General features: G+C 57.6%; 11 protein-coding genes and 1 pseudogene. 7 read left to right on the top strand and 5 right to left on the bottom strand.

The annotated features are described in order from the left end of the window. Positions 1 to 79 precede the first annotated feature (79 nt). From ACA052_RS14160 to ACA052_RS14145, 4 genes are all read left to right on the top strand, one after another. A complete protein-coding gene (locus tag ACA052_RS14160) occupies positions 80 to 1255 on the top strand; it encodes an HD domain-containing phosphohydrolase (RefSeq protein WP_497645432.1) in 1176 nt (391 codons plus the stop codon). Positions 1256 to 1417: 162 nt separating this feature from the next. Further along, positions 1418 to 6673, top strand: coding sequence for a PAS domain S-box protein (locus tag ACA052_RS14155; RefSeq protein ID WP_497650246.1), 5256 nt, complete (start codon positions 1418 to 1420; stop codon positions 6671 to 6673). Between the two features lie 323 nt (positions 6674 to 6996). Further along, a complete protein-coding gene (locus ACA052_RS14150) occupies positions 6997 to 7215 on the top strand; it encodes a hypothetical protein (RefSeq protein ID WP_109636033.1) in 219 nt (72 codons plus the stop codon). 125 nt (positions 7216 to 7340) lie between these two features. Beyond that, positions 7341 to 7649, top strand: a complete 309-nt coding sequence (locus tag ACA052_RS14145; protein WP_497650245.1) for a hypothetical protein — start codon at positions 7341 to 7343, stop codon at positions 7647 to 7649. A 373-nt stretch (positions 7650 to 8022) separates the two neighbouring features. On the opposite strand, the gene ACA052_RS14140 is transcribed toward ACA052_RS14145, so the two are convergent. Continuing rightward, complete coding sequence (locus ACA052_RS14140) at positions 8023 to 9153, bottom strand: ATP-binding protein (protein WP_497650244.1); 1131 nt, start codon at positions 9151 to 9153, stop codon at positions 8023 to 8025. 71 nt (positions 9154 to 9224) lie between these two features. On the opposite strand from ACA052_RS14140, the gene ACA052_RS14135 reads away from it, so the two are divergent. Next, on the top strand, positions 9225 to 9476 hold the full coding sequence (locus tag ACA052_RS14135) for a DUF6555 family protein (RefSeq protein WP_497650243.1): 252 nt from the start codon (positions 9225 to 9227) through the stop codon (positions 9474 to 9476). 155 nt (positions 9477 to 9631) lie between these two features. Here ACA052_RS14135 and ACA052_RS14130 read toward each other — a convergent pair whose 3' ends face one another. Together ACA052_RS14130 and ACA052_RS14125 are read right to left on the bottom strand one after the other, a co-directional pair. Beyond that, positions 9632 to 10345, bottom strand: a complete 714-nt coding sequence (locus ACA052_RS14130; protein WP_497650242.1) for an NAD(P)H-dependent oxidoreductase — start codon at positions 10343 to 10345, stop codon at positions 9632 to 9634. A 36-nt stretch (positions 10346 to 10381) separates the two neighbouring features. Then, a complete protein-coding gene (locus ACA052_RS14125; protein ID WP_123432208.1) occupies positions 10382 to 11608 on the bottom strand; it encodes an acyl-CoA dehydrogenase family protein in 1227 nt (408 codons plus the stop codon). A 126-nt stretch (positions 11609 to 11734) separates the two neighbouring features. On the opposite strand from ACA052_RS14125, the gene ACA052_RS14120 reads away from it, so the two are divergent. Beyond that, the gene (locus ACA052_RS14120; protein ID WP_497650241.1) at positions 11735 to 12727 is read left to right on the top strand and encodes a GlxA family transcriptional regulator; all 993 of its coding nucleotides are present in this window, start codon (positions 11735 to 11737) and stop codon (positions 12725 to 12727) included. Positions 12728 to 12792: 65 nt separating this feature from the next. Here the strand turns inward: ACA052_RS14120 and ACA052_RS14115 are convergent, their stop codons facing one another. Continuing rightward, positions 12793 to 13719: a transporter gene (locus ACA052_RS14115; protein WP_497650240.1), complete on the bottom strand. Its 927-nt coding sequence runs from the start codon at positions 13717 to 13719 to the stop codon at positions 12793 to 12795. A gap of 432 nt (positions 13720 to 14151) precedes the next feature. Then, positions 14152 to 14533: pseudogene (locus ACA052_RS14110) on the bottom strand (arylsulfatase); the annotation flags it as partial. A 192-nt stretch (positions 14534 to 14725) separates the two neighbouring features. Between ACA052_RS14110 and ACA052_RS14105 the strand changes: the two are divergent. Next, positions 14726 to 15889 (top strand): thiolase C-terminal domain-containing protein, encoded by a 1164-nt coding sequence (locus tag ACA052_RS14105; protein ID WP_497650239.1) that lies wholly within the window; start codon positions 14726 to 14728, stop codon positions 15887 to 15889. The last annotated feature ends 35 nt before the right edge of the window (positions 15890 to 15924 follow it).

The following is a 15924-nucleotide window of genomic DNA, read 5'->3' as shown; positions in this document are numbered from 1 at the left end:
GCGCGGCCTTGTCATTCATTTGGCATTACGGAATAGTCTGCATGACGGCCAAGAGACCGACGCCTCAGAAGGAGCGGTGATGACAACATCAAGCAATTTCGGCTTCTCCGAAAAGCCCACTATTCTTGCGATTGATGACTCGCCCGACAACCTCTGGCTACTGTCCGGCCTGCTGAAGGATCAATACCGGATCAAGCTTTGCGGCTCCGGCGAGAAAGGCCTGGCGATTGCCCGCGGTGAGGCCCCGGACCTGATCTTGCTCGACGTGATGATGCCCGGCCTTTCTGGCTACGAGGTTTGCCGTCAGCTCAAGGCCGATCCAGCCACGCAGCACGTTCCCATTATCTTTCTGACCGCCATGACCAGCACGGCAGACGAGGAACGAGGTCTGGCGCTGGGTGCGGCAGACTTCATCACCAAGCCGATCAGTCCGCCCATCGTGTTGGCTCGAGTTGCCACCCAACTGCAGGCCAAGGCCGGGGCTGACTTTTTGCGCGACCAGAACAAGTTCCTCGAAGAAGAGGTGCAAAAGCGTGCGCGCGAGATCACCGCGATCCAGGACGTCACCATCCTGGCCATGGCCTCGCTTGCCGAAACGCGCGACAACGAGACCGGCAACCACATCCGGCGCACCCAGAATTATGTGCGCGTACTGGCCCAGGCCTTGCGCGAGCGGGTCCCCCGATTGCGTGAGCAGCTCTCCGATCACAGGATCGACTTACTGTTTAAGTCGGCGCCACTGCACGACATCGGCAAGATCGGGATCCCGGACCGCATCTTGCTAAAACCGGGTCGCTTCGAGCCACACGAATTCGAGATCATGAAACGGCACACCACACTGGGCCGCGACGCCATCCAGCATGCGGAGGACATGCTCGGCGTGCCCGTGGAGTTCCTGCAGTGTGCGAAGGAGATCGCCTACAGCCACCAGGAAAAGTGGGATGGCAGCGGCTATCCGCAAGGCCTGTCTGGCGAAGCGATCCCACTGTCGGCCCGGATCATGGCCGTCGCCGACGTCTATGACGCATTGATCAGCCGTCGCGTTTACAAGGACGGAATGTCGCACGAGCAGGCACTGGGCATCATGCGCGAGGGCCGCGGCTCGCATTTCGATCCGGACATCCTCGACGTGTTCCTCGCTCTGGCAGAGGAGTTTCGGCGGATCGCGCAACGCTTCGTTGATTCCGATGCGGACATCGCCGAGAAGGCGCAAGACCTGGCCCTGGCCAAGGGCGACGGCAGCTTCGCCGACTGAATGACTCCCACCGCAAGCAGGGCCGCGAAACCAACCCGCACGAGTTCGCCTATTGCCAAGCGCAGAGAAAAGCGGCCGATTCTCTGAAAGTCGACAGCGGGCCTTCCGATCGGGATCGTTCTCGAGAACTGCACTACCACCTAATTGTTCGGAACAAAGACCATGAATCAGATTCCGTTGCACAGGAGGTCCATCAAGACGCAGTTTGGCTTGCTGCTGGCCGGTGTGGTCGCCGCCTTGCTGGTACTGTCTCTTTGGTCCTACCGCGCGCTGAATATGGTCGCAGTTAACGGCGACCTGTACGGCCGAATTCTCGCCGGCGAGAACCTCGAAGCCGATGTCCTTCCGCCGCCGCAGTACATCATCGAGAGCTTCTTCGTCGCGAATCAGTTGCGCGGCGCCGCCCCGGCCGAGCGACCCGAGTTGATTGCGCGGCTGGAACAGCAGCGCGATCGCTTCTACAGCGGACAGCGACAGTGGGCCCAGAGCCAACTTCCGCAGTCGTTGAAGGACAACATCAACCGTGACGTGTTCACGCCCGCCGATGCTTTCTTCACCGAATGGGAGACCGTCTTTCTGCCGGCTCTGACGCGCGATGACACGGCAACCGTCAACCAATCCTATCGGCGTCTCACGGCGCACTATGAAGAAAACCGCGCGGCGGTCGAGCGTTTGGTCAGCGCGCTGGATCCGTATCGCGCGGGCCTCGAAGCCGAGGCCGAGGCTACGATCCGCAACTCCATCGTCGGCCTAGGCCTGCTGGCCGTCTTCCTGCTCTGCGCAGCGGTTGCGTTGGTACTGCGCCAAATGGCCAATACGATCGAACGCAATCTTCAGCAGCAAGCGGCACTGACGCAAGCCACGCGCACTGCCAACGCTGAACAGACTGCAATGTTCGAGGCCGCCATGCTCGGCATTGCATTCCTCAAGAACGCGGTCATCGTGCGTTGCAACAGCCAATGCGATGCGCTATTCCGCTCCGGGCCTGGTGGGCAAATCGGCCAGTCTGCTCGCGCCTGGTACGACTCAGAGGAGGCCTTTGTCCGCAGCCTCAACGAGGTCTACGCGCAGTTGTCAACCGGGGCCACATGCCAGCGTGAACAGGAACTAGTGCGGGCCGATGGAACGCGCTTCTGGTGCGAACTCAGTGGCTCGGCCATCGACCCTCAGGATCTGGGTAAGGGGTCGGTGTGGATGCTGACCGACGTCACGGCACGCAGAGCCGCGGAACGCGCGCTCGCCGACGAACGCGAGCGGCTGCTGCAGATCCTCGAAAACAGTCCGGTGGGCGTCTTCATCAGCTCGGAAGATGGCAACGCCGTTTTTGCGAATCATCAGATGACGCAGCTGCTCGGCCGGTCTACGGAAGAGCTGTTGGCAGGCAACAGCTTTACGTTGTGGAAGCATCCGCAGAGCATCAAACAGTTTGTCGAACGGCTGCGCCGCGAAGGCATCGTCAAGGACTTCGAGACGGAACTAGTGGGCAAGGACGGCGAAGCTCACTCCGTGCTGGTCAGCACCAGCCGTAGTTGGCAAGGCGAGGCCAGCCTCTTGGTTAGCTGGATATATGACGTGACGGAACGGCAGAAGAACGAAGAAGCTGTGCGCATCGCCAACGCTGAGCAGTCGGCGATATTCGATTCAGCAACACTGGGCATCGCCTTCATCAGAGCTCGCACCATCGTACGCAGCAACCGCAATCTCGATGCGCTGTTTCGAACTCACGAAGGCGCGCAGATTGGCCAATCCACGCGCGCCTGGTATCCCTCGGACGAACAATTTGCCGAGGAAGGACGTGCCATCTACGAACGACTTGGGTGTGGCGAAATGTACCAACGCGAGCAGGTGCTGGTGCGCGCCGACGGCACGCGCTTCTGGTGCCAAGCCAGTGGGGCGGCCATTGACTTCAACGACCTGTCCAAGGGCACAGTGTGGATGCTGGAGGACATTACCGAACGTAAGACCGCGGAGCAGATGCTCAGCAATGAGCGGAAACGCCTTCAGCAAATACTGGAGAACAGCCCCGTGGCTGTTGCCATTTCCACCGAGGATGGGCATTCCATCTTCGCAAACCACCAGATGACGCAGTTGATGGGCCTGAGCAAGGAGGAGCTGCTCCAAAGCAATATGGCGTCGCTGTGGCAGACCGCCCGGAGCCGCGGGAATTTCATCGCGCTGCTGGAGCAGAACGGCATCGTCAAGAACTATGAGGCCGAGCTGGTGGGGCAGGATGGTCAGTCGCGCAACGTATTGGTCAGTGCCAACCGCCTGGTTCAGGAGGGAACGGTAGAACTGATCAGCTGGATTCATGACATTACCGAGTTCCGCGCGATGGCCAGTGCGCTGGCGATCAGCCAACAGCGCCTGGACCTTGCCCTGAGCAACAGCAATATCGGCCTGTGGGACTGGAATACCGTCACCGACGAGCTTTACACCAATGCGACCTGGTCGACCATGGTGGGCTATCGACCCGAGGATCTGGACATCCTTTACGGGCACACCTATGAACGCTTCAAGGCCATCCTCCATCCGGAGGATGCTTCCAGCGTGGAAGCAGACCTGGCGCATGTCGTTGCGGGGCCGCAATCTGATTTCCGGAGCAAATTTCGGTTGAAGAACACTTCCGGTGAGTGGACCTGGGTCATGGCTAAGGGCCAGGTTGTTGAGCGTGACGATTCGGGGCAGGCCATTCGAATCGTGGGCACTCAGACCGACCTCACGGAGAGCAACCGGGCAGAGGAAGAGCTCAGGAGAATCAATTTCCTCAGCGATCAGGCCTTGGGCCTGACCCGGTCGGGCTACTGGCAGGTACCGCTCGATGGCTCCGGTTGGTACAACTCATCCAAGCGTGCGGCTGACATTTTTGGCGACATTCCGAACGAACACTTCCGCTATCGCGTGGCCGAGGACTGGCTCGCCAATGTCGCAGCCGGCGACCCGGCACATGCCGCAGCAACAGAACAAAACTTCCAAGATGCCATTGACGGCAAGGTTCCGGCCTATGACTCCATCTACGCCTATAAGCGCCCAATCGACGGACGCACTGTCTGGATTCATGCCTATGGCACGGTGTTCTGCGACGCGGATGGCAAGGCCACGGACATGTATGGCGTCACCCAGGACGTGACTGAATACATCAGGACCCAGCAGGAGCTGGCCAAGGCTACGGAGATCGCCGAGGGAGCCACCAAGGCCAAGAGCGATTTCCTGGCCAATATGAGCCATGAAATCCGCACACCGATGAACGCGATCATCGGCATGTCGCACCTCGCCCTAGCAACCGCGTTGGACAAGAAACAGCGCAACTATGTGGAGAAGGTGCACCGCTCGGCAGAGAACCTGCTGGGCATCATCAATGACATCCTCGATTTCTCAAAGATCGAGGCCGGCAAGATGTCCATTGAACAGGTGGATTTCCGGCTCGAGGATGTCTTGGACCATGTGGCCAATTTGATCGGCATGAAGGCGGACGACAAAGGCCTGGAGCTCCTGTTCAACTGCGGGGTCGATGTGCCGACCGCTCTCGTGGGAGATCCGCTGCGCCTGGGACAGGTGCTGGTCAATCTGTGCAGCAACGCGGTCAAGTTCACCGAGCACGGCGAGGTCATCCTCGGCATTGAGGTCGCCAGCCAGGAGCGCGGCGAGGTTAATCTGCATGGCTGGGTCCGCGACACTGGCATAGGCATGACACCCGAGCAGTGCGCCAGACTGTTCCATTCCTTCAGCCAGGCCGACAGCTCGACTACGCGCAGGTACGGCGGCACTGGTCTCGGCTTGGCGATCTCGCGCACGCTGGTGGAGCTGATGAATGGGCGCATCTGGGTGGAGAGCGAACCGGGTAGCGGCTCGATCTTTCACTTCCAGGCCCGCTTCGGCATGCAGGCTGAGCCGATGCCGCGGCGCATGTTCCGCGCCGAGGAATTGCTCGGCGTTCGCACCTTGGTAGTTGACGACAATGCTACTGCGCGCGAGATTCTTTCCACCATGTCGCGCCACTTTGGCCTGGAGGTGGATGTGGCGCAAAACGGCGCGCAAAGTCTGCGCATGATCCAGGCCGCCCATGAACGGCAACTGGACTATCAACTCGTCCTGATGGACTGGAAGATGCCCGGCATGGACGGCATCGAGGCGATACGCCGGATTCAGACCCTGGGCCACGTGACCGTACCTGCTGCCATTATGGTGACCGCCTTCGGTCGCGATGAGGCCGTGAGCTCGGCGCTCAGTACTGGCACCCACCTCAGCGCGGTGCTGACCAAGCCGATCACGGCCTCGACCCTTCTCGAAGCCGTGGGTGAGGCACTGGGCAAGGGACGGATTTTGCACAGCCGCGCTGAATCGAAGGCCCAGGGGCAACAACAACTCACCGCGCAACTGCGCGGCGCCCGCGTTCTGTTGGTCGAGGACAATGACTTGAATCAGGAACTGGCGCAGGAGCTTCTGGGCCAGGCCGGCATCGAAGTGGTTCTGGCCCAGCATGGCCAGGAGGCGCTGGACATCTTGGCGCGCGACAGCGTCTTCGACGGCGTGTTGATGGATTGCCAGATGCCCGTGATGGATGGCTACGAAGCTACGCGTCATCTGCGTGCACAGCCGCAGTTCGCTCAGCTTCCGATCATTGCGATGACGGCCAACGCGATGGCGGGTGACCGCGAAAAGGTCATCTCTGCGGGCATGACGGATCACATCGCAAAGCCGCTGCGAGTGGACGATATGTTGGGCTGTATGGCGAAGTGGATCACGCCCGCGGCGCCTCAACCTTTAGGCGTCTCTGTGCCGTACTCCGCGACTGACGAACTGCCGCCTCTACCCGGCATCGACGTACAAGCCGGCTTGGCCACTTCACAGCAGAACATGGCCTTGTACCGGCGTCTGCTGGCCAAGTTCGCCACGGGCCAAGCCCAGTTTTCCGAGAGCTTTGCTCAGGCCCGGCTGGACCGCGGCAACGCCGAGGCGGCGATCCGCTGTGCGCACACGCTACGCGGCGTGGCAGGCAATATCGGTGCGATGGACGTGGCCACCGCCGCAGCGGCACTAGAGCAAGCCTGCGCGCAAGGCGCAAGCGACGAGACGATTGGGGTTTTGCTTGCAAAGACACTTGCCGTGCTCCATCCGGTGCTCGCAGGGCTGCAGGGAGTGGCGTCGGCGACCGTACCGCAAGCCCCCGCGAGCCGGCCCAGCGTACCCCCGTCAGCCGAGGCCACTGCAATGCTGGGCAAACTGCGCCAACTGCTGCTGGACTGCGATTCAGAGGCAGGCGATCTGCTTGATGCGCTGATCGAACGTCTGAGCGCTGAAGGCCTGGCCTTGGCTCAGGCGCTTGTGCCGGTTTCGCGAGCAATCCAGAACATAGACTTCGATGCCGCGCTCACCAAGCTTGAGGCCGTCTTGGCCGAAAGCGAAAAAAGGTATGGCTAGCTTTCTGCGTAAGGCAGGAGAGCGGAGCCTGGGTATACGCGGGCTGATTCCGGTGATCGTCTGCTTTTGCCCATAGCTGCTTGTCGCGACCGTCCGCTTTTGGCCGTTCTCTGCCGGTCGTCATTCCCACGTGCGCTGGTCAAGTCGGCTGCAAATGACTGGTCAGTTGTGATGCGGATGGGGGGCAAGTCCGTGCAACTCCAAAAGCCCAGCCGCCCGCTGGGCTTTTTACTGCCCGCTCATCTGCTCAGTCGCACACTTTTCACCTGCCAAATTCAAACTATTACGGCCCAGAAAAGCTGGACCTCATTGGTGAGGTGGGTATGTCTACCGATTCGAGTTTTCAAAACCAAACACAAGGTTCTGTTCCATCCAAGCCTGAGCCAGGTTCAGATGAGCCGACGCTAGATCCAGACGATCCGAACAAATACGATCCGTTGAAAAATCCAAGCGATGATCGTCCAGAAGACTGGAAGGATCCTGGTGAGAGGACTACCCCAGAAGCGGATGAACAGACACCGCTTTCAGACGATAGGAGATAGGAGAGAAAGCCCGGCCGGTGAGCCGGGTTTTTCTTCTCCGTTCGTCCACTGTGCTGCACTTGTAACGCTTTGCCGTTTCTCATGTTCAAGCACGGACATCCCGCGCATCAGTACGGAGGTTCAGCATGGACATTGACGAGAACGCACCTGGCAACAAATCACAGCAGCCCGAAACGCGCACGACGGACAACGAAACCGGCCATGACCCCAAGAGGGACGAGCCCGAAGTTCCGCTGCCTCCAGACGACGAGACTCCTGTCGACGAAGACATGACTGACGTGGATGCAAATAACTCGGTGTCGAGTGAGCATCCAGAAGCTGGACAGAGCGGTCGAGTCGATAACCCTGACGCCGACCCACAGATGGACGATCAGAACGAAAACGATAAGGAAGCTCGCGGTATGCCTGCGAGTGACCCTGAATCAGGTGCCTGAATTAGTTCGGATGATTTCCGATGACCGCTCAACGCGGGCTTTTTTACGCCTCGAGTTTACCTGTAGCCAGGGCAGCCCTTGGGAAGGCCTGGACGTCGATGGCCGGATAGTGCGACGTACGGAATCAAAACCTGCGACCCCCGCACCCTGACCTCACATGCTTTCGGGGTGGTGCGAGACGGGATCAGCGAGACCGATGCAATAGGGCGTTGGCGCCGTGAACGTCTTGGGCAGACAGCGGGATGTAGAGCAGTGAATAGCCGCTGGGTTCGTACACGCGTCTAATGCCTGCTTTTGGCCGATATTTGCCTGTCGTGAAGGGCCGGATCCGACCCATCGCGGTCACTCCTCGCAGAGCTGCCGCCTGTGCAGATTATGAGCGCCCCATAGGAATGCGAACCGTAAAAGTAGTACCCCTATCAGCTCCTGAGTCGACTTCTATATCTCCCTGATGGGCACTTACGATTGCGGATGCGATGTAAAGTCCTAGCCCGAGCCCCGCTTCAGCGCCGTACTCGACGTCGCCGCTGTTTAGATGACGAGTCATCGGATTAAAAAGGCTCGCTCTTGCGCTGTCTTGGATTGGAAGTCCGGCATTGTGGACCGACAGTTGGGCATACTCATTGCTGGCTTTTAGAGTGACGGTAACAGGGGTGCCGGTCTCTCCGTGCTGGATCGCGTTTTCAACGAGATTAGCGATTACCTGCTCCATCCTGGGTTTATCAAACCGCCATGGCACGGTGTATTTCGACTGAAAGTCTATCTGTCGATCCGGGTGGTAGGCGCTTGCTTCGTCCACCATCCCCTTACACGTCAGTGCTAGATCATCTGGTTCGATGCGCACTGGAATTCCCGATCCCAACTGAGTGCGTGTGAAATCCAAAAGGTCACCTACGATCTTTATGGAGCGCTTCACACTCGTGAAAATACGCGACACGTTCTTGGTTGATTTGGGCGGTAGATTCCCAGCGCCTAAAAGGACTTCAGAACTGAGTAATATGGCACCGAGCGGACTTCTCAAATCGTGGCCGAGAACGCCAAGAAATACGTTGCGCGCTGTATTGACGGCATTGGTGTATGTCACCACCGACTCAGCGAGCGCTTGATCAACTGCTTCATTGAACCGAATGACATCATGAATTTCTTCAGCCTCGGACACATGATCAGGCGGCAACCACAACGCAAGCACGCTGGTACGCAATGCTCTGTATTCGGCAATCATTTGCCCGATGGTGAAGCCCGAAGAATGACGAAGGTCCGCGTGTGTTTCTGATGAGCTGACCCCAAAAGTGGGAGGGGCACCTCCGTGAGATTTCGCGATCCTTGCTTCATGGCTCTGCGGAGTTTGAAGGTCGGCAGCGATGATCCGCAACATTTGTTCCGCATGATCTCGCAGGGCGGGCGAATCCATCCCGTCAGCGGCGGGAGTTAACGTTCTGGCGAAGTCCTCCCACTGCTGAAGGATGGGTTCCATATTTGCAAGGATAAAGTCCGCAAGGCGCATGGTGTGCTCACAGTAATCAGAGTCTTTTTTTTTAACGGAACTCGTTAGGCAATGAGCATAGGAAACTCTCAGTGAGCCGTTTAAATCTTTTCATCATTCACTACAACTTTTTCGGAAAGTCAAAATCATTCATCCTTCGGAACGCGGAAATGAACAATTCAGACGCATGGCATTGGGCGAGCTGTGATGCGGGTGTGGCTCCGCTCCCACAGCCAGGCAAGCCACCACTCATGAAGCTTTCCAGACCTTTGGCACAGAGACACGCCATTACCGATGTGGAGTGGCGAGAGTCTGTCTCAGTAGGCCGGACGGAGGTGGTGTAATGATGATCGACGGCGATATTGCAGAGTCGGTTGCGCTATCCAGCGTTTGCTCGCATGAGCCTCTTTTAATGACTGCTTTTGGCCGATCTCTGCCTACCACTCATGGTTGAAGCCAACCCAAAGCGGACATCAACGATACGCTGTTCGAACATGAGTTAGATGTTCGTAGCGGACAGTGGATGCAGTTTTTCGTTAAACTGATTGAGCGAGACGAACGTCAGAGTCTGTAGCGTGTCCAGCGATCTCAGGTGCTGACGATACTGCTCCAACAAGTTTGCGCGGGCCTCTTGGGAGATGTACGGCACGTGATGCGCAACAAAGGTCGGCAACACAGCCATCCCGGTATAAGCCAGCGTGCCGCGCAGGATCGGCTTAAGCATATCGTTGAGTTCACCGTGCACGCCGTCCTTGACCAGCATGTGAGGTTGACCGCCGATAGTGATGGCAAGCATTGCCTTTTTGCCAGCCAAACCTCCCAGGTCGTAAAAGCGCTTGCCGCCGTAGCAAACGCCGGAAATGAGTACCCGATCTATCCAGCCTTTCATGATCGCCGGCATCGAGAACCAATAGATCGGGAAGTTGAAGATCACAAGATCAGCGTTGAGCAACTTGTCCAGTTCCTCTTGGATATCCGCTGCCAGGGTCTGTTGCGAATGATTGTGCCGTTGTTCCAGCGCATAGGTCAGGTAGTCGGAATTGGCGCGGCTATCAAAATCGGCTGCGCTGGCGACCGGATTCCAGTTCATGGCATACAGGTCGGAAACTTCTACGCAATGTCCTTGCGCTTGTAGTTCTTCGACAGCCAGGTTTTTCATGGCTGTATTGAACGACTGCGACTCGTTGTGTGCGTGGATAATGAAGATATTCATGGGAGAGGTTTCCTGTGAGCGTGAATGGGCTGCCCGTCAGCCTGTGATGTCTTTACCAAAGATGCCGCGTGCGATGACCAACTTTTGAATCTCATTGGTCCCCTCATAGATCTCGGCGATTTTGCAATCGCGGTAAATCTCCTCGACTCGGTAGTGCGAACCATCAGCCGCCAGTTCACGCATGAAGCCGTAACCGCCAAAGATCTGTACCGCATCACGGGCAAATTCACCGGCGAGGTTAGTGCCATACCATTTGGCCATCGCGGCTTCGGGTTCCGGGAACGCATGTCCCTCATCCATACGCAACGCCGCCTTGAGGTACAGGTTGCGGGCATTTTCGATTTCAGTCGCGCGCTCAGCCAGCTTGAACTGCCAGTGCTGGAACTGCGCAATGACTTTGCCGAAAGCCCGGCGGGTCTTGAGTCGTTCGACGCTGTGATCAAACAGCGCCTGAGCCATGCCGGTCCCGCTCGCAGCGATCCCGACGCGTCCATAGGTCAGCGTTTGCAACGCTATCTTGAGACCATGCCCTGGCTGGCCAACAACGTTCTCCATGGGCACCTTGACGTTGTCGAAGTAGATGTCCGCCGTGAGTTGGCCATGGTTGCCCATTTTCTTGTCTGGCTCACCCACACGAACGCCTGGCCAATTCAGTTCGACCACCAGCTCAGTCATGCGCTCTCCATCGACACAGAGCAGCACAACAAAATCGGCGACGGGGGAGTTGGTAATGAAGCGCTTGCGACCGTTGACGATGTAACCATTTTCAGTACGCGTGGCGTGGGTGTTCATGGCCTGGATGCTCAGGTCGGTACTGGCATCCGGTTCGGTAGTGGCAAAGCTCCCAATCTTGTCGCCGTTGAGCAGGGGCGTGAGATAGCGTTGCTTGATCGAGTCTGACCCATGATTCAGCGCATTGCCCGCGAGAATGCAATGCACGTCAACGATGGCGGCCACCGAATTCGAATGGTACGCCAGCTCTTCGATCATCACGGCGGTGGCGGCTGTCGGGTGCTTGAGCCCGCGTCCCCCGACGTCGGCAGCAAAGGGAATGCGGAACAAACCGGCCTTGGCCATCTTGGCGAACAGGTCGCGCGGGAAGGCTTCGACAGATTCCTCGGTATGACCAATGGCATAAGCCACCGGTGCGACATGCTCATCGGCGAAGCGACGAACCTCCTGGCGAATGGCGAGGATTTCCTGCGGGGTATTCAGGTCGTGGTACAGGCTGTCTTGGTAGCGGGGAATCGTGGTCTGGGTCATGAGTAATCTCGTCATTAGCCTGGAAAGCAGCGTGGCGAGCACTGTAGTGAGACGCAGGATAGGGCGTAATAGGCAAAAACGACTGTAAATATGCGAATATCGCCATACCCACTCAAAGGTGCTGCCATGCCTACCGTCGCGATTCTCGGGTTTGACGATTCCTATGCTTCCGTTATCGGAGGATTTGCCGACATGTTGCAGGTCGCCAATGCGCATATGTCCAGGCAAGGAATGCCACCAGCCGGACTGTTTGAATGGCATTTCCTATCGCAAAGCGGGCAGCCTGTACGGACGAGCAACGGACTTGAACTGGCCATGCGGCCACTACCGCAGAACCACAATTACGATCTGGTCTTTATCCCAAGCCTGCATTACCGAGGCTGGCAGCATTTCCAGCAATTTCTGGCCAATCAAATAACCGTGCGCGAATGGCTGATCAAGCAATGGGAGCAGGGTGCATGGCTGTGTGCGAATTGCACGGGCACCTTTGTGCTCGCCGATACAGGTTTGCTCGATAACCGGACTGCAACGACTACCTGGTGGCTGGTGGGGCATTTCCGCGAGCGATTTCCGAAGGTCGATCTGCAAATGCGTCCCTTGGTCACTGAGTCTGAGCGACTGGTATGCGGCGGCGCCCACGCTACCTTTCTGTTGCAATCGATCCACGTGCTCACCCAATTTGCAGGAAAGGCGATAGCCATGCAGTGCGCACGCAGCATGCTGATCGACTTGACCCAAACGACACAGACACCGTTGCAACCGCTTATCGCCGACAACACCCACAATGATCCGTTGATTCAACAGGCACAGAAATGGCTACAGGATCATTTGGCGGAGCAGATACGCATGAAAGACCTGGCGACGAGATTGGCAGTCAGCGAACGTACACTGATACGCCGCTTCAACAATGTGCTTGAGCTGTCGCCGCTGACCTATTTGCAGAACTTGCGCATCGATACGGCACGAGCGTTACTGGAGGCCGGTGACCTGAGCACCGAGCGAATCGCTCAGTATGTTGGTTATAGCGACATCAGCTCGTTTTCCCGCTTATTTCGTGAGCGGGTTGGATTTACGCCGGGGGCGTATCGGGCCAGATTTCAGTTATCAAAGATGGATTAGTTGAATGTGCCCCGGAGGGTATGGCAAACCAATCTTATGACTGGATGTAGCGGCAATCCTGTGTTTCAAAGCCCTGCGCCGAAGCGATACTGCCAGACCATGCCAATGACATCGTATTCGCTGCCCGTGCGGGTATGCCCGCCATTACTCGCATTCAGCTTTAGCGAATGGTTGCGGTTCAACGGTAGCGTGAGGGTGCATCCGTAGCGTGTGTTTTCCTGAAAATCGTGGTTACCGACCCCATCGACCGAGGTACTGCCGCCCGCGTAGTAGGTCGTGTCCAGCGAAGCCCAAACACCGTTGCTGAAGGCATAGATAAGATGCCCCTGTACCTGGTAAATCGGGTTCTGGGAAAGTGTGTGGTCGCCGAGGAGTTCGTTGTTGTCGGTGTAAAAGGTTCCCGCGCCGGATAATTCCAGGGTCACCGACCCCAGGCGCTTGGAAATCCCCAGTTCGGGCTTGAATGACCAGCGGTTGTTACCGAGATTTATCAGCCTGCTAGCGTCGTACTGGCCGAGTGGCGCCGTGACCGCCAGGCTGGCGCCGACAATCACATCCTGCTGATAGCTGGGGAATTCAGCCAGGGACAGCGCCGGGGCGCCATACAAGTTGACCGAGAAGCGGAATCTTGGATCGATCAATCCAGTCACATTGCGTTCCTTGGGTTCACCGGCGAGCAGAGCTGAGCCCGTCAATTCTGCTTCAGGTACGACGATATCGAACTTCCCGGAGCGGCCCCAGACGTCCAGGGATCTGGCAAAAGCAAACACGACAGTCTTGATGTTGAGCTTGGCATCCTGGAGTGGGATTGAGGGGTTGGCCGTCACGTTGCCATGGAGATCGCTGTAGCCCAGGAGCAGGAAATTGATACCGACCGGCGTATTGGCATAGGACCTGGGTTCGAGATCCTCTGCGACTGCACCGGAGGCTACTACGATGAGCGAAGCGGATGCGAACCGAATCAACCTGACGACACAGAGTGTGTGTTTCATTCACATTCGCTCGCTTCCTGTGAGGACCCCAGAGTTCTATGTATTGTTGTAGCGCATCTGCATTCGTTTGGCACTTACAGCTGCCACCTGCGCTGTGTGGCCGCACTTACTGTTTGATCGGATACTCTCGGCCGATCAGTGTCCGGACATACTGTTTGTTGGACGAAGTTTTCCTCCTGATTTCGTGGAAAACTCGACGTCTTATAACAAGGCGCTGCAAGAGACAGATCGTCTGGGTTTCCTCAGACGAATCGACCGGCAACTTTTGGCCGATTGCTGACTGTCACCGTCAGCGTTGGGTCGATATCTACCTGTTCCGAAAGACTGCTATCGATCCAGGCGCGGCTTCGGAAAGATTTATCTAGATACTGGGTGGCTATGTACACCGCCAAAAAATACTGTCCACTCATACGTGGGCGGTACGCTGGTTTATCAACGAGGTTGCCCTTTCGTTTTTTCCTCGATTTTTGCATCTACCTCAGCTCGGATCTGATCGATGCTGAAGCTGGCCGGTTTTTGGCTAGGTGGATAGTTGATGAAGGTTTGCAGGAAATTAGCCGACTTCATCACTGCAATTTCAGTCTGGTATACGTTCTTGGTACTCCAGTCATAGTACTGATCGGATACCACGTCGGCACGTTCACACGGATCCATGCGCAGGTTGAAACTTTTCGGCACCCTCAAGCACACGAAGGGTTCGCTCCAAACTTTGAATCCACCGGGCTCGCGCTGTTCGCAATAGGCCGCTTTCCAGTTGCCGAAGCGCATCGACACCATGCATGCCGTCGTCATTGAAATAGTAGAAATCATTACGGGATATCTCCAAGCGGCGAGCTGCCCCCTGGAGTTCCGGTTTGTAGACCCCAGCAGATCCATTCGCATCGTCCTTCGACTTCCTCCATCTGATTTGAAGCCCCCCCGACGCTGGGGGGGTGGCTGTTCGGCTGCGCAATAGGCTGGACGGAACAAGAGTGTGGTTCGTATCAGCTGGCGGGGAGCAGGGCATATGAGTGAAAGAGTGCTGATCGCCGGCGTGGGTATGGCGTCATTTTTGCCGCTGGTTGGCTGTGACAGCCACGCGGCGTTGGCGGGCCAGGCCGTGCGTTCGACGCTGGACGATGCACGAATCGATTATGACTTGGTCGATCAGGTTTTTACCTCGTGCGTACAGGGTGACGTAGGTACCGGAGCAGAGATGCTGTCCCGCATCGGCTATTCGGGCATCCCAATTTTCAGTCTCAGCGATGGCTGTGCATCGGCCAGCAGTGCCTTTCAGCTGGCCCGCAACAGCATTCTTTGCGGTGAAGCCGAGTGTGTGTTGGTAGTGGGTGTCGAGTGCATGCCTGCACGGATTTCCAATCGTGATTTTTTTGGATTGAAGGATCCCGCTCGTAATCTGTTCAAGGATGACGGTCAAGCCAGGGATTCCAACGTTTTACTCGAGCGACGATCGCATCCAGCCGTACTGTTTGCGGCTCAAACCAGTTGGCTGTTGACCCGCATGGGCATCACCGAACGTAGCTTCGATGACGTGCTCGGCCGGGCACGTGCCCAGGCTGCGGTTAATCCGAATGCGCTTTTGAACCGCGTGATGGATCGCGATGGCTGGCTCCCTCCCTATCTTTGCCCGCCGGCCTGCGGTGCGGCGGCGGTCTTGCTCTGCTCTCCGGCCTTTGCCCTGCGCTTTGGCGTTCGGGCTGATGTGAGCGTTCTGGCAAGTACCAGGGGCAGCGATTGCATGTCGGAACAAGAGTCCGGCTGTGTGCTGGATGTGCTGGGGCGGGCGACCACCCGGCGCGTGGCGCAACACGCTTATCAGCAGGCAGGACTGGGCCCCGAAGACATTGATGTAGTCGAACTGCACGACCAGAGCGTGGGTGACTTCATGGTCAACAGCGCCGCGCTGGGCTTTTGCCGAGAGGAAGAAATAGACCGTTTCGTACAGCTCGGTCATCGCCTCAAAGGACAGATGAATGCAGTGAACCCCTCGGGCGGCTTACTGGGACGTGGTCACGCACCGGGGGCCACCGGTCTGGCGCAATTGGTCGAACTGGTCTGGCAACTGCGTGGCGTGGCCAAGGGCCGGCAGATTACAGGTGCCCGCACGGCGCTCCAACACAGTACCGCGCTGGGTCGATCTGTGTCGGTAACGCTTTTGCAGCGCACTTGATCGCGTACTTCGCGAGCGGTCAATTCAACCCAAGT

Source organism: Pseudomonas sp. LBUM1644 (assembly GCF_059716195.1).
This window is presented reverse-complemented; position numbering and strand designations above follow the sequence as displayed.